The organism is Klebsiella sp. ZJOU C1 (assembly GCF_035620215.1).
GTDB classification, from domain to species: domain Bacteria; phylum Pseudomonadota; class Gammaproteobacteria; order Enterobacterales; family Enterobacteriaceae; genus Klebsiella; species Klebsiella variicola.
Genome location: NZ_CP141644.1, coordinates 5,174,012 through 5,196,441, shown reverse-complemented (window position 1 = coordinate 5,196,441; position 22,430 = coordinate 5,174,012). Strand labels below are relative to the sequence as shown.

14 protein-coding genes, 1 tRNA gene, 1 other RNA gene and 2 pseudogenes are annotated in these 22,430 nt (G+C 58.9%); 15 read left to right on the top strand and 3 right to left on the bottom strand.

Going from position 1 to position 22,430, the window contains the following annotated elements; all coding sequences use genetic code 11:
- Positions 1–81 precede the first annotated feature (81 nt).
- The 15 genes and pseudogenes from SPE70_RS24950 (at position 82) to SPE70_RS24880 (ending at position 18,785) form a co-directional block, all read left to right on the top strand.
- Positions 82–158 (top strand) — tRNA-Pro (locus SPE70_RS24950).
- 34 nt (positions 159–192) lie between these two features.
- Positions 193–325: non-coding RNA, RtT sRNA (locus SPE70_RS24945), on the top strand.
- Positions 326–1,161: 836 nt separating this feature from the next.
- Entirely contained in the window at positions 1,162–2,769 is a 1,608-nt protein-coding gene (gene dppA / locus SPE70_RS24940; protein ID WP_012540345.1) for a dipeptide ABC transporter periplasmic-binding protein DppA, read from the top strand.
- A gap of 134 nt (positions 2,770–2,903) precedes the next feature.
- Positions 2,904–3,923: a dipeptide ABC transporter permease DppB gene (gene dppB / locus SPE70_RS24935; protein ID WP_008806900.1), complete on the top strand. Its 1,020-nt coding sequence runs from the start codon at positions 2,904–2,906 to the stop codon at positions 3,921–3,923.
- A gap of 9 nt (positions 3,924–3,932) precedes the next feature.
- On the top strand, positions 3,933–4,835 hold the full coding sequence (gene dppC / locus SPE70_RS24930; protein ID WP_012967081.1) for a dipeptide ABC transporter permease DppC: 903 nt from the start codon (positions 3,933–3,935) through the stop codon (positions 4,833–4,835).
- Between the two features lie 10 nt (positions 4,836–4,845).
- Entirely contained in the window at positions 4,846–5,829 is a 984-nt protein-coding gene (gene dppD, locus SPE70_RS24925) for a dipeptide ABC transporter ATP-binding protein (RefSeq protein WP_012540347.1), read from the top strand.
- Positions 5,826–6,839 carry a dipeptide ABC transporter ATP-binding subunit DppF gene (dppF, locus tag SPE70_RS24920; protein WP_008806903.1) on the top strand — a complete coding sequence of 338 codons (1,014 nt, stop codon included), beginning with the start codon at positions 5,826–5,828 and terminating at the stop codon, positions 6,837–6,839. The genes dppD and dppF overlap by 4 nt, the downstream gene beginning before the upstream one ends.
- 24 nt (positions 6,840–6,863) lie before the next feature.
- A pseudogene (locus SPE70_RS24915) lies at positions 6,864–7,037 on the top strand (hypothetical protein); the annotation flags it as partial.
- Between the two features lie 316 nt (positions 7,038–7,353).
- The gene (gene bcsO / locus SPE70_RS24910) at positions 7,354–7,890 is read left to right on the top strand and encodes a cellulose biosynthesis protein BcsO (RefSeq protein WP_016161937.1); all 537 of its coding nucleotides are present in this window, start codon (positions 7,354–7,356) and stop codon (positions 7,888–7,890) included.
- Between the two features lies 1 nt (position 7,891).
- Positions 7,892–8,684: pseudogene (locus SPE70_RS24905) on the top strand (cellulose synthase operon protein YhjQ/BcsQ).
- A gap of 19 nt (positions 8,685–8,703) precedes the next feature.
- Positions 8,704–10,815 (top strand): UDP-forming cellulose synthase catalytic subunit, encoded by a 2,112-nt coding sequence (gene bcsA, locus SPE70_RS24900; RefSeq protein WP_008806906.1) that lies wholly within the window; start codon positions 8,704–8,706, stop codon positions 10,813–10,815.
- The gene (bcsB, locus tag SPE70_RS24895; RefSeq protein ID WP_064170596.1) at positions 10,812–13,244 is read left to right on the top strand and encodes a cellulose biosynthesis cyclic di-GMP-binding regulatory protein BcsB; all 2,433 of its coding nucleotides are present in this window, start codon (positions 10,812–10,814) and stop codon (positions 13,242–13,244) included. Before bcsA ends, bcsB begins: the two co-directional genes overlap by 4 nt.
- Entirely contained in the window at positions 13,244–17,296 is a 4,053-nt protein-coding gene (locus SPE70_RS24890) for a cellulose biosynthesis protein BcsC (protein ID WP_064170595.1), read from the top strand. Before bcsB ends, SPE70_RS24890 begins: the two co-directional genes overlap by 1 nt.
- On the top strand, positions 17,296–17,772 hold the full coding sequence (bcsD, locus tag SPE70_RS24885) for a cellulose biosynthesis protein BcsD (RefSeq protein WP_008806909.1): 477 nt from the start codon (positions 17,296–17,298) through the stop codon (positions 17,770–17,772). Before SPE70_RS24890 ends, bcsD begins: the two co-directional genes overlap by 1 nt.
- Positions 17,773–17,783: 11 nt before the next feature.
- A complete protein-coding gene (locus tag SPE70_RS24880; protein ID WP_044650130.1) occupies positions 17,784–18,785 on the top strand; it encodes a glycosyl hydrolase family 8 in 1,002 nt (333 codons plus the stop codon).
- A 107-nt stretch (positions 18,786–18,892) separates the two neighbouring features.
- On the opposite strand, the gene bcsG is transcribed toward SPE70_RS24880, so the two are convergent.
- The 3 genes from bcsG to bcsE are packed head-to-tail and all read right to left on the bottom strand — an operon-like array spanning position 18,893 to position 22,319.
- The gene (bcsG, locus tag SPE70_RS24875; protein ID WP_023298321.1) at positions 18,893–20,572 is read right to left on the bottom strand and encodes a cellulose biosynthesis protein BcsG; all 1,680 of its coding nucleotides are present in this window, start codon (positions 20,570–20,572) and stop codon (positions 18,893–18,895) included.
- Positions 20,569–20,766, bottom strand: a complete 198-nt coding sequence (bcsF, locus tag SPE70_RS24870; protein WP_008806912.1) for a cellulose biosynthesis protein BcsF — start codon at positions 20,764–20,766, stop codon at positions 20,569–20,571. Before bcsF ends, bcsG begins: the two co-directional genes overlap by 4 nt.
- Positions 20,766–22,319, bottom strand: coding sequence for a cellulose biosynthesis protein BcsE (gene bcsE / locus SPE70_RS24865; protein WP_023298320.1), 1,554 nt, complete (start codon positions 22,317–22,319; stop codon positions 20,766–20,768). The genes bcsF and bcsE overlap by 1 nt, the downstream gene beginning before the upstream one ends.
- Positions 22,320–22,430: the final 111 nt, after the last annotated feature.

Here is a 22,430-nt window from a genome sequence, read left to right as displayed (position 1 = left end):
GAGTTTCTCGCCGGTTGAGCGATTTTTTGAAAATAAGGCATTGACGGGTAGGCATCCCAGCAGTAAGATGCGCCCCGCATTCGGTGATTGGCGCAGCCTGGTAGCGCACTTCGTTCGGGACGAAGGGGTCGGAGGTTCGAATCCTCTATCACCGACCAAATTCGAAAAGCCTGCTCAACGAGCAGGCTTTTTTGCATCTGTGGCCTGTGAGGATGAGAACCTCCGGGGGCAGGAGGTTCGACTCGAGCGAAGCGAGAGAACGTTGCGTCAGCAACGGCCCGCAGGGCGAGCCACGAAGTGGTGAGTCATCCTCTATCACCGACCAAATTCGAAAAGCCTGCTCAACGAGCAGGCTTTTTTGCATCTGAGGCCTGTGAGGATGAGAACCTCCGGGGGCAGAGTTCGACTTGTGTTCCGTAGGCCCGCGCAAGCGCAGCGCCGCCGGGCATCATCAGTGCGCCACTGGCCAAAAATTCCACCAAAATCACAATAAACGACTTTACCCACGTTTCCAGCCAGCTATTCGCTATTTTGTGACATCTTCCATTGCATTTTTTTATCGATGAACAGATCTTTTTTCGCGAAGCTTATGGCTAAATGTAGCATTTTCCGCTGTGCGCTTTAACGTTCGCGCTATTAATCGCTCACATATTGGTCACACGGCAAGAAATTTTTCTCATTTGTTGGAATTGTTTCCCTCTGCGTGTTGCAAATTATTAAGGTCATTATTCTGCTTATTGACCCGTAGCATAAATTTCTCTGCTGAAAATAGCGCCTTGAAGTTTTTTTAATCTTTGCCTTCCGTTTCTCACGCTGGATGTAAAACCCGGCTGGCTGTATTGACGTTTCCCCATTCTGTTGACAGATTGTAGGGCATGAGGGGCATTTCATGGAGAATCCGTACTGCAACTCAGTCGTTTTTGCGAAAGGAATCCCCATCTCTCTCTACGCCTTCGGGCACCACCGACTGGACCGGGTATATTCTAAATAGTTCGAGCTGCGGAAAGGCGGCAAGTGTACGAGCTCCCCTGAGCATAGATAACGATGTGACTGGGATGATCGAGCGCAGCCAACGCATCCGTTGTTTGAAATAGGACGAATAAAAATAAATAAAGGTCCGGCGGATATATGCAAACAACATCACAGTTTTGGAGCAGAATAATGAGTATTTCCTTGAAGAAATCAGGGATGCTGAAGCTTGGTCTGAGCCTGGTCGCCATGACCGTCGCCGCCAGCGTGCAAGCGAAAACCCTGGTTTATTGTTCTGAAGGCTCGCCGGAAGGCTTTAACCCACAGCTCTTCACCTCTGGCACCACCTATGACGCCAGTTCCGTACCGATCTATAACCGCCTGGTCGAATTTAAAACCGGTACCACGGAAGTTATTCCAGGGCTTGCTGAGAAATGGGAAGTCAGTCCTGATGGCAAAACCTATACTTTCCATCTGCGCCAGGGCGTGAAGTGGCAAGATAATAAAGACTTCAAACCCACCCGTGACCTGAACGCCGATGACATCGTGTTCTCCTTCGATCGCCAGAAGAATACCAATAACCCGTACCATAAAGTTTCTGGCGGCAGCTATGAATACTTTGAAGGGATGGGGTTACCGGACCTGATTAGCGAAGTGAAGAAAGTGGACGATAAAACCGTCCAGTTCGTCCTGACTCGCCCGGAAGCGCCGTTCCTCGCTGACCTGGCCATGGACTTCGCCTCCATCCTGTCGAAAGAGTATGCCGATAACATGTTGAAAGCTGGCACGCCGGAAAAAGTGGACCTCAATCCAATCGGTACCGGCCCATTCCAGCTGCTGCAGTACCAGAAAGATTCCCGCATTCTGTATAAAGCCTTCCCGGGCTACTGGGGTACCAAGCCGAAGATCGATCGTCTGGTCTTCTCCATCACCCCGGACGCTTCCGTGCGCTATGCCAAGCTGCAGAAAAATGAGTGCCAGGTGATGCCGTACCCGAACCCGGCGGATATCGCGCGCATGAAGGAAGATAAGAACATTACCCTGCTGGAACAGCCGGGCCTGAACGTCGGTTATCTCTCCTTCAACACCGAGAAGAAACCGCTGGACGACGTCAAAGTTCGTCAGGCGCTGACCTACGCGGTGAACAAAGAAGCGATCATCAAAGCCGTTTACCAGGGCGCAGGCCAGGCGGCGAAGAACCTGATCCCGCCGACCATGTGGGGCTATAACGACGACGTTAAGGACTACACCTACGATCCGGAGAAGGCGAAACAGCTGCTGAAAGAAGCGGGCCTGGAAAAAGGCTTCACCATCGACCTGTGGGCAATGCCAGTACAGCGTCCGTACAACCCGAATGCTCGCCGTATGGCTGAAATGATCCAGGCTGACTGGGCGAAAGTCGGGGTCCAGGCCAAGATTGTTACCTATGAGTGGGGTGAATATCTGAAGCGGGCGAAAGCGGGCGAGCACCAGACCGTAATGATGGGCTGGACCGGCGACAACGGGGATCCGGATAACTTCTTCGCGACCCTGTTCAGCTGCGCCGCAGCGAAAGACGGCTCCAACTACTCGCGCTGGTGCTATAAGCCGTTTGAAGATTTGATTCAGCCGGCCCGCGCTACCGACGACCACAACAAGCGTATTGAACTGTACAAACAGGCTCAGGTAGTGATGCATGACCAGGCTCCAGCGCTGATCATCGCCCACTCCACCGTCTATGAGCCGGTGCGTAAAGAAGTCAAAGGCTATGTGGTGGATCCGCTGGGCAAACACCACTTCGATAACGTCTCCGTCGAATAATAAGCACGATGCCTGACCCCCTCTCCCCGCGCGGGAGAGGTAGGGGGCGTATTCCCGCTATTCCGGGGAATGCTTTTGTGAGCAATACAGACGCCCTGTCGCCAGGCGGGGCGTCACTAGAGAGAATCCGGGTTATGTTGCAGTTTATTCTCCGACGTCTGGGACTCGTCATCCCGACATTTATCGGTATCACCCTTCTCACCTTTGCCTTCGTCCATATGATCCCCGGCGATCCGGTGATGATTATGGCGGGTGAACGTGGTATTTCCCCCGAGCGTCACGCGCAGCTGCTGGCCGAAATGGGCCTTGATAAGCCGCTGTGGCAGCAATATGCCCATTACATTTGGGGCGTACTGCACGGTGATTTAGGCATCTCGCTGAAAAGCCGCATTCCCGTGTGGCAAGAGTTTGTCCCGCGCTTTAAAGCCACCCTTGAGTTGGGCGTTTGCGCGATGATTTTCGCTGTCGCCGTCGGTATTCCGGTGGGCGTGCTGGCTGCGGTAAAACGCGGCTCCATCTTTGACCACACCGCCGTGGGTCTGGCGCTGACCGGCTACTCCATGCCTATCTTCTGGTGGGGCATGATGCTGATTATGCTGGTTTCGGTGCAGTTGAACCTGACGCCGGTCTCCGGGCGTATCAGCGATACGGTGTTCCTTGACGATACTCTGCCGCTGACCGGCTTCATGCTGATCGACACCGCCATCTGGGGCGAGCAGGGCGACTTTATTGACGCCTTAATGCATATGATCCTGCCGGCTATCGTGCTGGGCACCATCCCGCTGGCGGTGATTGTGCGTATGACCCGTTCGTCGATGCTGGAAGTGCTCGGCGAAGACTACATTCGTACCGCGCGCGCCAAAGGGCTGACCCGGATGCGAGTGATTGTGGTCCATGCGCTGCGCAACGCGATGCTGCCAGTGGTCACGGTCATTGGCCTGCAGGTGGGCACGCTGCTGGCGGGCGCCATCCTGACGGAAACCATTTTCTCATGGCCTGGTTTAGGCCGCTGGCTGATCGACGCGCTGCAGCGTCGTGATTACCCGGTGGTGCAGGGCGGGGTGCTGCTGGTGGCGACGATGATTATCCTCGTCAACCTGCTGGTAGACCTGCTGTATGGCGTGGTGAACCCGCGTATCCGGCATAAGAAGTAAGGGGCCATCATGTCACAAGTTTCTGAGAATAAAGCGATTGCTGCACCGGTGCCAATGACCCCGCTGCAGGAGTTCTGGCACTATTTCAAACGCAACAAAGGCGCGGTCGTCGGTCTGGTATACGTGGCGGTGATGATTATCATCGCGGTGTTCGCCAACTTCCTCGCCCCGTATAACCCGGCGGATCAGTTCCGTGATTCGCTGCTGGCGCCGCCGTTCTGGCAGGATGGCGGCAGCCTGGCGCATCTGCTCGGCACCGACGACGTGGGCCGCGATATTCTGTCGCGTCTGATGTACGGCGCCCGCCTGTCGCTGCTGGTGGGCTGCCTGGTGGTGGTCCTGTCGCTGATCCTTGGCGTGGTGCTCGGTCTGGTGGCGGGCTATTTCGGCGGGGCGGTGGATTCCATCATCATGCGCGTCGTCGATATTATGCTGGCGCTGCCGAGCCTGCTGCTGGCGCTGGTGCTGGTGGCTATCTTCGGGCCATCTATCGTCAACGCGTCGCTGGCGCTAACCTTCGTGGCGCTCCCGCACTATGTGCGTCTGACGCGCGCCGCGGTGCTGGTGGAGGTCAACCGCGACTACGTGACCGCTTCCCGCGTAGCGGGCGCCGGCGCGATGCGCCAGATGTTCGTCAATATTCTTCCCAACTGTCTCGCGCCGCTGATCGTTCAGGCGTCGCTGGGCTTTTCTAACGCCATTCTCGACATGGCAGCGCTGGGGTTCCTCGGCATGGGCGCGCAGCCGCCGACGCCTGAGTGGGGCACCATGCTCTCCGACGTATTGCAGTTCGCGCAAAGCGCCTGGTGGGTGGTGACCTTCCCGGGCGTGGCGATCCTGCTGACGGTGCTGGCATTTAACCTGATGGGTGACGGTCTGCGTGACGCGCTCGATCCCAAACTGAAGCAGTAAGAGGTTCGAGATGGCGTTATTAAATGTAGATAAATTATCGGTGCATTTCGGCGATGAGAACGCGCCGTTCCGCGCCGTAGACCGCATCAGCTATAGCGTGAATCAGGGTGAAGTGGTCGGTATTGTGGGGGAGTCCGGTTCCGGTAAATCCGTCAGTTCGCTGGCGATTATGGGCCTGATTGACTATCCCGGCCGGGTGATGGCGGACAAACTGGAGTTCAATGGCCGCGACCTGCAGCGCATCTCTGAAAAAGAGCGGCGTCAGCTGGTGGGGGCGGAAGTGGCGATGATCTTCCAGGATCCGATGACCAGCCTCAATCCGTGCTATACCGTCGGCTACCAGATTATGGAAGCGATCAAAGTTCATCAGGGCGGCAATAAGCAAACTCGCCGTCAGCGGGCCATCGACCTGCTGAACCTGGTGGGCATTCCCGATCCGGCGTCGCGGCTCGACGTTTACCCGCACCAGCTTTCCGGCGGGATGAGTCAGCGCGTGATGATCGCGATGGCGATTGCCTGTCGGCCAAAACTGCTGATTGCCGATGAACCGACCACCGCACTGGACGTGACTATTCAGGCGCAGATCATCGAGCTGCTGCTGGAGTTGCAGCAGCAAGAGAATATGGCGCTGGTGCTGATCACCCACGACCTGGCGCTGGTGGCCGAGGCGGCGCATAAAATTATCGTCATGTATGCGGGTCAGGTGGTGGAGACCGGTGATGCGAAGGATATCTTCCGCGCGCCGCGTCATCCGTACACCCAGGCGCTGCTGCGCGCGCTGCCGGAGTTCGCCCAGGATAAGGCGCGTCTGGCGTCGCTGCCGGGCGTGGTGCCGGGGAAATATGACCGTCCTGTCGGCTGTCTGCTGAATCCGCGCTGCCCCTATGCCACGGATAAATGCCGGAGCGAAGAGCCCGCGCTCGCGGATCTTACCGGCGGCCGTCAGTCTAAATGTCACTACCCACTCGATGATGCCGGGAGGCCTGGATTATGAGTACGCAAAAGGCCGCCACGCAACAACCGCTGTTGCAGGCCATTGATCTGAAAAAACACTACCCGGTGAAGAAGGGAATATTCGCCCCGGAACGACTGGTGAAAGCGCTGGACGGCGTCTCCTTTACCCTTGAGCGTGGTAAAACGCTGGCGGTGGTGGGAGAGTCGGGCTGCGGCAAATCGACCCTCGGTCGTCTGCTGACAATGATTGAGATCCCCACCGGCGGTGAGCTGTATTATCAGGGGCAGGATCTGCTTAAGCACGACCCGCAGGCGCAGAAGCTCCGGCGGCAGAAAATCCAGATTGTGTTCCAGAACCCGTATGGTTCGCTAAACCCGCGAAAAAAAGTGGGGCAGATTCTGGAAGAGCCGCTGTTGATTAACAGCAGCCTGAGTAAAGAGCAGCGCCGTGAAAAAGCGCTGGCGATGATGGCGAAGGTCGGCCTGAAAACCGAGCATTACGATCGCTACCCGCATATGTTCTCCGGCGGTCAGCGCCAGCGTATCGCCATTGCCCGCGGGTTGATGCTGGATCCGGACGTGGTGATTGCCGATGAGCCGGTTTCCGCGCTGGACGTTTCGGTACGTGCCCAGGTGCTGAACCTGATGATGGATCTGCAGCAGGATTTAGGGCTGTCCTACGTGTTTATCTCCCACGACCTGTCGGTCGTCGAGCACATCGCTGATGAAGTGATGGTGATGTATCTCGGCCGCTGCGTGGAGAAGGGCACCAAGGACCAGATCTTCAACAATCCGCGTCATCCGTACACCCAGGCGCTGTTGTCGGCGACGCCGCGTCTGAATCCGGACGATCGGCGCGAGCGGATCAAGCTGACCGGCGAACTGCCGAGCCCGCTGAACCCACCGCCGGGCTGCGCCTTTAACGCGCGCTGCCGTCGACGCTTTGGTCCCTGCACCCAGCTTCAGCCGCAGCTTAAGGATTACGGCGGTCAGCTGGTAGCCTGCTTTGCCGTCGATCAGGATGAGAATCCGCAAAAACCCCACGCCTGATGGCACACTCCCGGTCCCAGGACCGGGAGTTTCTCTTCCGCCGGAGAGGAAACCTGGCAACACCGTTCATTACCGCAGTTTCTGCCATACTCTCGGAGCATTCTTCGTCGATTATCCGAAAAAATAAGCCTTTCAGTCCATTTTTATAGAATTAAAGAGAAATTAAAATGGTTCAGGTTTATTCTTTCGCTCAACTGACGCTATGATTTCATCATGGCGTAATACTTTTATATAAAAACGACTGGGAAGCGCGATGGTTGCGGGGGTTAAGGATGTACGCATACCTAAAAAATGGGGCTATCCTTCTGAAAGGGAAGTGTTAGTGTAGCGATACTTCTGCCGTGGAATCATCCCAAAAATCAAATTCTAAACTATTATAACCCTGTCAATCGTGTGTATTGGTACGTCACCACCGGCGCTTTATCTGCCATACCAGAAGCGTCACGATATTTTTAATATACCCAGAAAATAACAACAAACTTAATATGAAATTTTTAAAATCATGAGGTTATCAATGAACCATTATGATGATCTGCAGCGCTTTCAAGAAAAAACGCGGACGCAAAACCTCAAATTTCAGGATCTTTCTTCGCAAGCCGCCACGCGGGAACATGGGGATTGGGCGATCCTCAATCAGCTGAATCCCGACGCCGGGAAACCCGCTTCTCTGGCGCTGGGAGGGTCGGTCTCCGCGCCGCTGCCGCAGCCCGTGCCTGCGGATCTCTTCCAGCGTGTCGACCCTGTGGTCGCCGCGCCAGCATCACCTCCGGTTGCGCCAGTCCCCCCAGTTATTGCCGCGATCCCACTGCCGGTCGCAGAACCTGCAATGCCGGAACCTGTCGCTCCGGCGCCGGCGATGACGTCAGAGCCCTTGGCAGCGACGCCAGTACCTGAACCGGTGATGTCCCCGCCGCCGAGGATGGCCCCGCGGCCTGCGCCGGGCGCCGACAACTATGCCCACCTGTTCGCGGCAAAAACCGCGGAGCCGGTGGCGAAAAATAAAGACCAGCCTTTGAAATCTCTTCTGGAAAGGATCGCTACATGCCGTTGATTTGCGTCTGTTCACCGAAAGGTGGCGTGGGGAAAACGACCCTTGCGGCCAATTTAGCTTATTCGCTGGCGCGGACTGGCAGCAAAGTCCTGGCGCTGGATTTTGACGTCCAGAACGCGCTGCGTTTGCATTTTGGCGTGCCGCTGAGCGATGAGCGGGGCTACGTGGCGAAGGCGCTGGAACTGCATGACTGGAGCCAGTGTGTGCTGAGCGCCGGCAGCAATATTTTCGTCCTGCCTTACGGCGAAGTGAGCGAGGCGCAGCGTCAGGCGTTTGATGAGCAACTGACCCACAATGACCATTTTCTCCAGCGCGGTCTGTCGGCGCTGCTCAACTATCCCGGGCTTATCACCATCGCCGATATGCCGCCAGGGCCTTCACCGGCGCTGAAGGCCCTGACGGGGCTGGCGGACCTGCATCTGATCCCGCTGCTGGCGGATACCGCCTCGATGTCGACCCTGGCGCACGTGGAAAAACAGCGCCTGACCGGCGGGGCGCTGAATCATAAGCACGGGCACTATTTCGTCATAAACCAAAGCGATAGCCGTCGCCAGGTCAGCCGGGACGTCACCAGCCTGATGGAAGAGAAACTGGGCGAGCGACTGCTTGGCGTGATCCATCGTGATGAAAGCGTGGTAGAGGCTAATGCCTCGCAGAAGTCGATCCTGGACTTCAACGCCTCCTCCGCAGCGGCCTTTGATATTGAAATCATGGCTAAAAAAATATCTTCGCTGTTGGGTATCCATATTGGCGATGGCACGGTGCACAGCCAGCCACGCATGTCAGGGCTTTAACTTATTGCAGGGCTGCTGAATGAAAAAATCTCTTTTTTGGTTGCTGGCGCTGGTGCTGTCTCCCGTCGCCGTGCTGGTGGTGATCACGCCGATGGACAGCCAAAAGCAGTATATTTTTGGTCTGCTTAGTATCGGTATTCTCTTTCTGATGGGCTTCAGCAAGCGCCGCAGCGTATCGGTCATTATGGTCGTCACGTCGCTGCTGATGTCCACGCGTTACATGTATTTTCGCCTCACGCAGACCCTGCACTTCAACTCATCCATTGAAGCCATTCTCGGGATGGGACTCTTTCTGGCGGAAGTTTATATCTGGGTGATGCTGCTGCTTAACTACCTGCAGACGGTCTGGCCGCTGAAGCGCGGCATTGTTCCACTGCCGGATGATATGAGTAAGTGGCCGACGGTCGATATCTATATCCCGAGCTATAACGAACCGTTAGAGGTGGTGCGCGATACCGTCCTGGCGGCACAATGCATTGATTATCCAAAAGATAAAATGAAGATCTATCTTCTGGATGATGGCAAACGCAGTGAGTTTGCCGTGTTCGCCGCCGACGTCGGCGTGGGCTATATCACCCGTAACGACAATAAGCACGCCAAAGCGGGGAACCTTAACCATGCGCTGACCCTGACCCACGGGGAGCTTATCTGCGTTTTCGACTGCGACCACGTCGCCACGCGCGTCTTCCTGCAGGCCACCGTCGGCGGTTTCCTGAAAGATCCGATGCTGGCTCTGGTGCAGACGCCGCACTATTTCTATTCCCCTGACCCGTTTGAACGTAACCTCTCCGTGGGGCGCAACATCCCGAACGAAGGGATGTTGTTCTATGGCCCGATTCAGCAGGGGAACGACAACTGGAACGCCACCTTTTTCTGCGGCTCCTGCGCGGTGATCCGCCGCGAGGCGCTGGCGCAGATCGGCGGTTTCGCTGTCGAAACGGTGACCGAAGATGCCCATACGGCGCTGAAGTTTCAGCGTCTGGGATGGAAGTCGGCCTTTCTCGATATTCCGCTGGCGGCTGGTCTCGCCACCGAACGTCTGGTGGTGCACGTCATCCAGCGAACCCGCTGGGCGCGCGGGATGACGCAGATCTTTCGCGTCGATAATCCCCTGTTTGGTCGCGGCCTGACCTTCCAGCAGCGCTTGTGCTACCTGAGCGCCATGCTCTACTACCAGTTCGCGCTCCCGAGGGTGGTGTTTGTCACCGCCCCGCTGGCTTATCTGCTGTTTAACCTCAATATTATTTACTCTTCAGCGAGCCTGATTGTCTCCTATGCCCTGCCGCATCTGTTCCTCGCTATTTACGTTGGTTCGCGAATGAACGGCCGCTATCGCTACAGCTTTTGGGGGGAGATCTACGATATTGTGCTGGCCTTCCACCTGGTGCTGCCGACTCTGGTGACGATGATTTTCCCCAAACGCGGCAAATTCAACGTTACCGATAAGGGTGGGCTGCTTGACGTCGGTTACTTCGATTTCACCGTGGTGCGCCCGCACCTGGTGGTGGCCTGCCTGCTAGCCCTGGGGGTGGTGGTCGGCATCGTCCGGGCGATTGGCCATGACTACTTTGGCTCGGATCCCAACGTTATCGCCCTCAACGTCGGGTGGGGGATCTACAGTCTGATCTTCCTGCTGGCGGCGATTGCCGTAGCGCGCGAAACGCGGCAGGTGCGAAAAACCATTCGTATCGATGTCGACATTCCGGTGGTGATCCATTACGCCAGCGGTATCGTTTCCCGCAGCCATACCGCGGACCTGTCGATGGGCGGCTGCCGCGTGGCCGCGCCGGATATGCGCCATCTGGAGGATGATATCGAAGAGATTGAGCTGATCCTGCAGTCCGGGGCTATCTCCATCCCGGCTCAGCTGGTCACCTCGGATGAGCGCTTCCTGCGCCTCAAGTTTGATGAAGATATTCCTCTCTCACGCCGCCGTGAACTGGTGCGGGTGGTGCTGGCCCGCGCGGATGCCTGGATTAATCCGCCGCGCCCGCAGGATAACCCGTTCCGCTCCTTCTTCACCATTTTGCGCTGCGTGTTCGAACTGTTCTGGTTGACGTGGAAAACCCGTCGCAGCCAGCGCAGCCGGACGGCTGTGGCGAAAACGGCGCAGGAGGATGGGACGTTATGAAGCGATTAACGACGCTGGCGCTGCTGGCAGGGATGTTCTCTGCGCCTGCGCTGCACAGTGAAGAGCCGGCTACTGGCGCTTCAGCCCCGCTGAGTTTTCCGCAGCTCAACGGCGCGGCGGACAATGAGCCCGGTGACGAACCTCCGGCGGCCGCTCCGGAAGAGGCCACGCCAGCGGTAGCGCCCGCCCCCGCAGGCGATGCGGCGTTGACAACGCCTGTGCCTGAGATGCCCGCAGTAACCCCGCCGGTGAGCGACACGGTTGCGCCCGCTGTCATCCCCGTCGCCCCGGTTTGGGGAGGCGATCTGAATCTGGCGCAAATGGGGATGCCGGATGGCATTATCCTCAGCGGCGGCCAGCGGCAGGGGGGCGTTAGCTTTACGCTGCCTTCCGACCAGGTGGTGATCCATTCCCAGCTCAGCCTTGCCGTCCGCGTATCGCCGGAAATGGCGAGCCGCAACGCCACCCTGCAGCTGATGCTCAACGGTCAGCCCCTCGGCACCCTGCCGCTGGGTGCTGATGGCGAGGATGTCTCCCATTATCAGCTGGATATTCCGCCCGCGCTGATGGTCTCCAGCAATAACCTGAGCGTGAAGATCAACGATGGCGATACCCTGCAGTGCCAGCGTGACATCCATGATTCGTCGCGGGTGACGGTGCTGCCCACGTCGCATTTCAGCTGGGAAAGCCAGCAACTGAACATCAGCGACGACCTGAGCCACTTCCCGCGTCCCTTCTTTGACAGCATGCAGATGACCCCGGCGGACATCGCGGTCGCCTATGGGGCGAAGCCCTCAGCTGACGTCTTCAGCGCCGCGGCGCTGGTCTCTTCATGGCTGGGTATCCAGGCGGACTATCGCGGCATCGCCTTCAGCGCCCTGCGCGATCGCCTGCCGGAACGCCATGGTATTGTGATTGGCCATCCGGGCGAGCAGGTGGGCGGCATGACGCTGCCGGAAACCGATAAACCGCTGCTGCGCGTCATCGCTAACCCTGCCAATCCGGCCTATAAGCTACTGCTGATTGTCGGTAAAAACGATACCGCGCTGCGCATGGCCGCCTGGCGTTTGACCCGCGGCAACTTCGCCCCGCAAACCGCCACGCTGGATGTCGAACCGCAGATCATCCCGGTTGGTAAAGCGTACGATGCGCCGCGCTGGATCCCCACCGATCGTCCGGTCAGGCTCAGCGAACTATTGCGTAAGGATCAAAGCCCGACCGTCAGCGGCGTCTGGCATGAGCCTTTACGTATCGCCTTTCGCGCCGCGCCCGACCTCTATCTCTGGGATGGCGAGACGATCCCGCTGCAGGTTGGCTACCGCTTCCCGTCGGAAAGCTGGATTAATGAGGACAAGTCCCTGTTGAGCGTCACGCTCAACGGTACCTTCCTCAATAACCTGGCGATGAACAAGCAGGGGCCGCTGGAGAAAGTCTGGCGCCACCTCGGGGGGGATGCGCGCCAGGAGCGCTTTACCATCCCGCTGGCGCCCTACCTGATCTACGGCGATAACCAGCTGTCGATGTACTTCAATGTGGTGCCGAAGGATGATGTTCCGTGCTCGGTACTGCTGAATAACAATATCAAGAGCCGGATCACTGACGATTCCTGGATTGATTTGAGCAAAACGCGACACTTCTCGCTGCTGCCAAACCTCTCCTATTTCGTTGGCGCCTCATTCCCTTTCTCGCGACTGGCGGACTATTCGCAAACGACGCTTATGCTGCCGGCGGACCCGTCTGAGACCCAGGTGGCCACCCTGCTGAATCTGGCGGCGCGCTCCGGAAATGCGACCGGCACTGCGCTGGCGAATAACCGCGTCGTGCTCGGGATGCCGACCGGTGGCGCGGATCTGCAGTCGCTGCGCGAACGTGACGTGCTGGCAGTCACCGCTCTCGATCAGCAGGCCTTTAACCAGAGCCTGCTGGCTGATTCACCGTATCGTCCGGTGGATAACACACTGAGCGTCCGTGAGCCTGACCTGTGGCAAAAAGTGCAGCGTCGGCTCACCGGCGACTGGACCTCGGCCAGCCTCGATGCCGATCGCTACTTCTCGTCCAGCAGCGCCTGGCGCGGGTTCATCAGCTATCGTTCGCCGTGGAACGCGACTCGCCTGGTGGTGGTGGCGATGGCCAGCAATGATGACCAGCTGGCGCGACTGAAGACCGATCTGGACTCGCCGCGTATCAACGCCGGGATCCGTGGCGATACCGCGGTGATCACCAGTGATAACGGGGTGCGCAGCTTCCAGGTCAGCACGCCGTTCCCCAGCGGTCAGATGCCGTGGTACATGATGGCTGTCTGGTATGCCAGCCAGCATTCCGGTTTCCTGGCGGTGCTGGGGCTGATTGCCACCTCGATAATGGGACTGGCGCTGACCGCGATGTTTAAACGTCATGCCCGTAAGCGTCTGGGTTCGGGGGATAACTAATGAAAAGAAAGATAACAATAACGATGAAAACCTCCCGCCGGCTCACGACGTTCTGCCTCACCGGCGCGTTGACTCTCGGTGCTTCTGGCGGCGCGCTGGCGGCAGGTAACGACGCGGCGCTGCAGGCGCTGTTCGCCCAGGCCAACTACTGGCATGAGAAATCCCATGACGAACTGGCGATGGAGTCCCTGCAGAAGGTGCTTTCGGTCGATGCCAATAACACCCAGGCGCTGTATCTGATGGCGCTCTGGTCGCAGCAGGGTGGCGATATGCAGGCGGCGGCGCAGTGGCGCGCCCGGCTGGCGAAAGCGGCGCCGGACAGCCCGGGGCTGCAGGATTTAGACAACGCTAAAAAGATGTCGCAGGTGCCGCAGGGGCAGCTCAGTCTGGCCCGCCAGCAGGCGCGCGGCGGCAATATTCCCGGGGCGCTGGCGACCTGGCGCAGCATGTTTAATGGCAATACGCCGCCTGCCGGGCTGGCGGCGGAATATTACCTGACCATGGCCAGCGACAAATCGCTTTATCCGCAGGCCATCAGCGAACTGCGCCAGTACGTGGCCCAGCATCCGCAGGAGAACGCCCCGCGGGTGGCGCTGGGCAAAGCCTTAACCTGGCGGGAAGAGACCCGCCGGGAAGGGATCGCTCTGCTCGAGCCGATGGCCAGCGGCAATAAAGAGGCGGACAGCGGCTTGCGTCAGGCGCTGCTCTGGCTGGGCCCGCAGGCCGGGGATGAGCAGTATTACGATACCTGGATGCAGCGGCATCCGCAGGATAGCGAAGTTCAGAATTACTTTCGCGAACGGCGCAGCGGTCAGGCGCGCGGCCAGGGCTACGCCAATCTGAACAGCGGCAATACCGCCGCCGCGAAGCAGCAATTTGAAGAGGTGCTGCAGACCAACCCGCAGGATGCCGATGCGCTGGCGGGCATGGGCTATATCGCGCAGCGCAGCGGCGACTACCAGGCCGCGTCGCAGTATCTGAGCCGGGCGGCGGATCTCGGCGGCGACGCCTCGGCGACCCGTCGTCAGCAGGCGGCCGATGCGCTGTTCTACGGCCAGCTGGCGCAGGCTCAGCAGGCCTATAAGCAGGGCAATATCAGCCAAGCGCTGGCGCTCTCCGCGCCGCTGGCGCAGCAGAGCGGGGCGCGGGGCGCCTCGGCGAAGCTGTTCCGCGCTGATGTACTGCGGCATAACAAAGATTTGCCCCAGGCGGAGCAAACGCTGCGCTCGCTGTTAAGCGACGATCCGCAGAACGCGGCGGGGCGGGAAAACCTCTATTACGTGCTGCGCGAACAGAATAAATCCGCCGAGGCGCAGGCGATGCTGCAGACGCTCCCGCAGAGCCTGCAGCAAAAACTGCAGCCGCGGGTGGTGGCCGGTATGCCGGGCGATGCCGTGCGCCGTCAGGCCCAGGCGCAGGTCAGCAGCGGTAACCCAGGCGGCGCGATTGCCACTCTGCGCGAAGGCGTCGCCCGCTATCCGGACGATCCCTGGCTGCGCCTTGATCTGGCCCGGCTGTTGCAAAAATCGGGTAACGGCAGCGAGGCCTCTTCGCTGATGTCGGCGGCCTATCGCCCCGGCGCCAGCAACAATGCGCTGTATGCCGCCGCCCTGTTTGCCAGCGAAAACGGCGCCTGGCAGCAGGCGCAGACGCTGCTGGCGCGCATTCCCGGCGGCAGCCAGACCAGCGACATGCGCGATTTACGCCAGCGGGTGAACTACAACCTGCAGCTGGCGACCGCCGAAAACTATCTGGCGCAGGGCAACCGCACTGCCGCCAGCAATACCCTGCGGGCGATGGCCTCCACGCCGCCGAAAGCCCCGGCGGACGCCGGCAAGCTGGCGCGGCTGCTGGCCGAGAGCGGCGATCTGACTACCGCGGTCTCGCTGGTGCGCAACAATATCAGCAGCGGGGTGTCCGGCAACGCCGGTGATTACGCCGATCAGATTGCGGTGCTGAATCAGGCCGGGCTGACCGGCGAGGCGCAGAACCTGCTCAGCAATCCGCAGCTGCAGGCCAGCAGTACGCCGACGCAGCTGGCGAGCATTCGCAATGGCTATGTGATCAACGAAGCCGATCGCCTGCGTGAGCAGGGCAACTACGCCGCGGCGTATGACAAGCTGATCCGCGCCATGCAAAGCGACCCGCAGAATACCGATCTGATGTTCGCGATGGCGCGGTTGTACCAGAGCGGCAAAATGAATAAAGAGGCCGGGGTGGTTTATGACTACCTGATGACGCGCGATACGCCGAACCAGGATGCGCGCGCCGGGGCCATCGACGTGGCGCTGTCGGCGGGGAACAACGATCGTGCCGAACAGCTGGCCGGCGGTTTGCGCCAGGATAACTCCCCGGATCGCTTACTGCTGCTGGCGAGAGTCGCAGAGGCGCAGGGCCATCATCAGCAGGCGATGACCTACCTGCGTAGCGCCCGGGGCAAACTGCTGGGTATGCAAAGCACCAACAGCAGCGAAACGCCAACCGTCGGCGGGGTGCTGGCGGCAGACAACCCCTTTATCGGCGTGTCGCAAACGTCGGCGCCGACGCGGACCGCTTCCACCTACGGACAGTATATGCCGTGGCAGGTCGCCCAGTCGGCCGCCGCGCCCGGTTCCACGCTGCCGGGGATCCAGCGCCCCGATCTGCCAGTGGACACCGCCGAGACGCGGATGCTGCGCCAGGTTGACACCATGATGGAGTCTCTGCAGGAGAAAACCGGCAGCTGGCTGCAGGGCGGTATGGACGTGCGCGGGCGCGACGGCGAATCGGGTACCAGCAAGCTGACGGAGCTCCGGACGCCGCTGACCTGGTCTTCTTCGCCATTTGGCGATTCGCGCTTTGACTTTACCGTCACCCCGGTGTCGTTGAACGCCGGAACCGCCAGCGGCGACGCCTGGCGTCGCTACGGCGCCAACCCGCTGGCTAACGCGGTCTCCAATATGGTGAGTACCGCCACCAGCGAGCAGGCGGCGATCGCCTCGATGACCGAGGCGGAGCGGACGGCCTATTTTGCCAGCAATCCGGGGGCCGAAGCCTTAAGCGGCCTGGGCACCCTGAATGCGGCAGATTTCAATCCGACCACCAGCAGCGGGATGGAAAACCTGGCGAAGCTCGGGAGCTATGATTCGGGACAGGTCGCCAGCTATCTGGCCTCTTCCAGCCTTAAGCCGAACGTTGACCAGACCAGCGGCTCAACCGATTCGCAGAAGGCTAACGGCGTCGAGCTGGCGCTGGCGTTAAGCGGTGACGATTATCGCGTCGATATTGGCAGCACGCCGCTGGGCCAGGATCTCAATACCGTTGTCGGTGGGGTGAAATGGTCGCCTAAGCTGAGCAACTACCTGTCGCTGATCCTGACCGGCGAACGCCGCTCACTGACCGACAGCCTGCTTTCTTACGTTGGTCTGAAAGACGCCTATTCCGGTAAAACCTGGGGGCAGGTGACGAAAAACGGCGGCACCCTGCAGCTGAGCTATGACGACGGCGACGCGGGCTTCTATGTCGGCGGTGGCGGATACAGCTACCTGGGGCAGAACGTCGCCAGCAACACCAGCATTAACGCCAATGCCGGGGTCTATCTGCGGCCCTATCATGACGAATATCGCCAGTTACAGACCGGGTTGAGCATGAGCTATATGGATTATTCCAAGAACCTCAGCTACTTCACCTATGGTCAGGGGGGCTACTTTAGCCCGCAAAACTATGTCAGCGTGTCGCTGCCGGTCAGTCTGACGGAGAAATATGATAACTGGACCATGAAGCTTGGCGGCTCGGTGGGCTACCAGTCTTACAGTCAGGATAAGAGCGCCTATTTCCCGACCAATTCGGAGTGGCAGCAGACCCTGGAGACGGCGGTGAGCAATGGGTTTGCCAAGGAAGCCTACTATTCCGCGACCTCGAAGAGCGGCATCGGCTATACCCTGCGCGCCGGGGCGGACTACAAGGTTAACAAACAGATGACGCTGGGGGGCCAGATTGGCTATGACACCTTCGGGGATTATAACGAAAGTACCGCCGGGCTCTATATCCGCTATATGTTGGGAGATCATTGATGATGACGGAGAACAATAACCCGGTGGTCACGACCTGGTTCCAGCAGCAGCAGACGCCTGCCGGATGGTTCGATCTGTTGGTGATTATGGTCGAAGGTATGTTAAATAATGCCGGCGAGCTGGAAAGCCAGCCCTTCCTGCGTCAGATGGGCGCCTCGCTGGCGGAGACCCATCCGCTGCCGGCGTCGGAGACGGTGGGAGAGCTGGAGGCGAATATCAACCGGCTGCTGACCCATTTCCACTGGGGCGTGGTGACGATTGATGTCGGTGAGGATGGCCTGCGCCTGCGCCATCAGGCGTTGCCGGTCAGCCGGGACGACGCGGGACGCGTGCGCTGGTGCAACGCGTTCTGTGCCATACTGGAGGGGTTATATTCTCGCTGGCTGCAGAGTCAGGGAGGCAGTGCTCATGTCGTTTTACAACGTGAGCGGGTGTTCTCTGTCTCTGACGTTCAGTTTCTTTACTACCATCCATAATGAGTGAATGTATGCCCCTGCGTGCTTTAGTGGCGGTGATAGTGACAACGGCAGTGATGCTGGTGCCCCGGGCGTGGGCGGATACGGCCTGGGAGCGCTATAAGGCCCGTTTTATGATGCCGGACGGCCGTATCATTGATACCGCCAATGGCAATGTGTCGCATACGGAAGGTCAGGGCTTTGCCATGCTCCTGGCGGTGGCGAATAACGATCGCCCGGCGTTCGACAAGCTGTGGCAGTGGACGGACAGCACCCTGCGCGATAAGTCTAACGGGCTGTTTTACTGGCGTTATAACCCGGTGGCGCCGGACCCTATCGCCGATAAAAACAACGCCTCTGATGGTGATACTCTCATCGCCTGGGCGCTGTTGCGTGCGCAAAAGCAGTGGCAGGACAAGCGCTACGCGATTGCCTCGGATGCCATCACCGCCTCCCTGCTGAAATATACGGTGGTGACCTTCGCCGGTCGTCAGGTGATGCTCCCGGGCGTGAAAGGGTTCAATCTCAACGACCATCTGAACCTTAATCCCTCCTATTTCATCTTCCCGGCCTGGCGCGCCTTCGCGGAGCGGACGCATCTGACCGCCTGGCGGACATTGCAGACCGACGGACAGGCGCTGCTGGGGCAGATGGGGTGGGGGAAATCACACCTGCCCAGCGACTGGGTGGCGCTGCGGGCGGATGGCAAGATGCTGCCAGCCAAAGAGTGGCCGCCGCGGATGAGTTTCGATGCGATTCGTATCCCGCTGTATCTCTCGTGGGCCGATCCGCAAAGCGCTTTGCTCGTGCCGTGGAAGGCCTGGATGCAGAGTTACCCGCGTCTGCAAACCCCGGCGTGGATCAACGTCAGCACCAACGAGGTGGCCCCCTGGTATATGGCCGGCGGTCTGCTGGCGGTGCGCGATCTGACGCTGGGTGAACCGCAGGAGGCGCCGCAGATTGACGACAAGGATGATTATTACTCTGCCAGCCTCAAGCAGTTGGTCTGGCTGGCGAAACAGGATCAGCGTTAGAGACGGTGATTGATTTGCCGCCTTCCCCGCCCGTAGGCATGCGGGTGGGGAAGGGAGAATGGGAACGTCTCACGATGTAAGGCCGCCAGTTTGGGCGGCCTTGTCGCTTATTGCGGATAAGGCACCCAGCTACCGCCATTCAGCTGGACATAAGGCTTGCCCTGATACTGGATGACGATGGCGTTGGCGTTTTCGGACACCGCTGCGCTCTGCGGCAGGTTTGCGACATACTGCTGCCAGTTGACGCTGTCCTCGCTGAACATTTTGCCGTCGAGGGCACGCACCACCAGCTCCGACACCGCCAGGTAACTGCTGGGCTGATCGATGATAATCGGCGCCCCTTCATGCGGCGCCTTCATGCCGAAGAATTTTACCGCCGTCGGGACGTTCGTGATCGACGGGCTCGGGATATCGCGCAGGCCAGAGACCTGCATCTTATCGCCCTTCAGCGCGCCGCCGTGTTCCGGCACCACCACCACCATCACTTTCCGCCCCGATTTCTCCAGCTCGGTGAAGAAGTTATCCAGGTCATCAAACAGCTTCTGCGCCCGCACTTTGTAGTCTGCGGTTTTGCTTTGCCCCGGGAAGTGATTGCCGTCATGCAGCGGCAAGGTGTTATAGAAGGTGGCACTCCGCGGATTGCTGCTGGCCTCTTCGGTCTTCAGCCAGCGGTTGAGGACCGCCAGATCCTCATACACCGGGGAGCCGTCAAACGCCTGCAGGCTGACCGGCAACCCGGTCTGGTCCATCAGCGGGCTCTGCATGCCGCCCAGCGAACGCAGTTCTTTCAGGAAGTCGCCGAACAGACCGTTATGGCCGAGCATCAGCTGCTGGTTGAAGCCGAGTTTCGCCAGGTTTTCAAACAGGTAGCAATCGGCGCCGGACGGCTGATACAGGTTGGTATGCGACAGCTGGCCGCAGCTGGCGCGCAGCAGGCGCACCGCCGCCGGGCCGCTGTAGGAGGTCGCGGAGTTAAAGTTTTTGAAGACAATATCGAAATGCTTCCACAGCGGATGGTCCATCAGGCCGGCGGCTTCAATATCCGACCAGGAGAGAGAGCAGATATTGATCACCAGCAGGTCAAACGGCTGGGCATCCGCCGGCAGCTGGTCCGGGAACGGCGTTTTGCGCTTCTGCTCGGCGGCATAGAAACCGTTCAGCCAGTTGGTGAGATTGGCTGACGTCGGCGGCTCGGTCTGCGGTGGAATATCGCTGCTGGCGGGGCTGGTCGCGGTGCCAGCGGCGGCGTTGGCACCGGTATTGGCCGGCGCGGTCGTGGCGGCGGCCGTGGTGGGCTGACCGGCGGGCCATAGGGTAAAGGCTGGCAGCAGCGGGCTGACCGCCAGCCAGACGACCATCGCGGAGACAAACACGGTGACGCGCAGCCACTGACTGATAAACAGCCACAGGACCAGTAAAACAAAGAAGGCGCCGACCATGCTCCAGTTAATAAACCGGACGATCAGATCCCAGATATAGCTGGCGCTGAAGCCGGCGATTTGCGAACCCTGGCTAAGAAGCGTCTCCGGACCGGGCAGCCAGGTATCGTGCCAGAACAGCGCGAAGCCGAGCGGAATAGCGATCCAGTGGCGGATACGGTGTAGCTTTTCGCGCGGGATCGGCACCAGCAGAAAGGCGAGAAACACCAGGTTCAGCATCGGATGGAAATTGAGATACCCGGCCCACAGCAGGGCAAATTTGACCAGAAAGTAGAAGTTCCAGCCGCCAAGGCCGCGCCAGTACTGCCAGAGCGGAAGCGGTGTCGCGGTCGGTTTAGTGTTTGTCATTTGTTCGCTTTGCCTTGCTTAACCGTGGCTCCCCGGCGTAATACGCCTGCCGGTTTCACGTAACGGGGTTTAAAGAACATCAATCTTAACGTCGTGCGAATACGGCGCTGGTAATGGCGCGTCAGGTAACCCAGCGGGAAAAACAGCAGGGCGCAGAGCACCACCAGTTGCAGAATATCGGCGATAGACATCATCAGGCTTGTTCCTCGCGGGTGGTTAACCGGTGCGGCTCGGGGTAGCGTCGCCAGTGGCGTCCATCGTGGGTGGCGTTGATGGTTTCGTTTTTATCTATCGACAAGGGCAGCGGCGTGTTCCAGTGCGCGGGCTCGACGCCGCGCATGATCACGATTTCCGAGAGGATCTGCTTGTCTTCAAACCACACCATGCGGTTAGAAAAAATATCGCCGGTCGGCAGCGGGAAAATGTGGTTTAGCGCGGTATCGAGGTCATTGATCCGGCAAAACGACAAAAACAGCACCAGCCGGTTATTGCCGATAGTCATGATATCGCCCATCCGGTTGGGTTTGCATAACGTCAGCGCCTGCTCAACGCGCAGCCCTGGCGCCGGGCGCAGGGCCACCATCACGCCTTTGCTGTCGGCGGGCAGGAGGGTATTGGCCATCACGTTCTGTACCGCTTCGCAGAAAGCATCCCACTTCTGGTAGCCGCGCAGCTTTAACGGCTGGCTCCAGGTCAACAGCGTGGCGAAATCCTCCGGAATATGGCGGGAGAATTTTTGGTTCTGCACGCTTTCAATTAGCGTCAGGCAGCGGGAGAGCGACGCGCTGCTGGGGATCACCAGACTGGCGCCGCTGCTAAGCAGTAGCCGCTCATCTGTCGCGCGCAGGCTGGGCGTTTGTTCACGGACAATAATTTTCAGCGCCGTACCGCGCTGGCGACGCAGGGTATGAATATAGCGTCCCAGCTGTTCAATTTGCGTATTCTGGGTGATGGAGAAAAGTACCGTGGCCGCTTGCGCGGTGCGCCCGGCGTTGAAGACCTCGTCGTTGGTATCGAACAGGGTCCAGTATTCCGACAGCGGCGGGGCGCCTTCCAGTACGCGCATATTGCTGAGGATCACCTTCTCATCACTACGTGGCTGAACGCTGGTTTCCGTCTCCTGCGCCAGCCGCCAGCCGGCATCATCGCGTTGCACCATCAGCTGCTGCTGGGCGCTGATGCCTTTGTCGCTTCCCCACCAGGCAATATCAAAGAGATGTCGGTCACCCTGGTAACGAATACTTGCCAGGCCGGAAAGGGAACGGTACTCGCGTAATAATGGGGTGAGCTGTCGATCGATATCCTGGGCGGAATTGATCGCCAGGAACGCGCAACGGTGATATTGCGCCCAGCGGCTGGTCTTTTCCACCCAGGCGCATAGCTTATCCTTATTTATATTTTGCCAGGTATTTTCAGCGCATAGCAGAATAAACAAGTAATTGCCAGGTTCGAGGGAGCAGACTAAATCACGATGTATTTCTTCCAGGGCTTCCGGACGATTCGGCAGGGTGAACAGCGCGATATTATCCGGGCCACCTTCATTATCTAATGAAATGATATTATTAGGTTTGTCTCCCATTACCAGCGCGGCGATCTTGCTGTTTTTCGCCTGCGCGGCCAGCGTCTGATTAAACAGACTGACGGCATCGGTATAACGGTCAACGTTGAGCCACCATACCCCACCGACCGGCATATGGCACACTTCATCCCATAATGATGAAATACCCAAAGTAAATACACTATCCACGGCATCCCTCGTGCGCCCTGATTGACACTGGATAAGTTTACTAGCGAAACCGGCAGAGTAAACCTAACATTGAAATTAAAGGTCATCAGTTTTAGCATGTACACCTGCTTT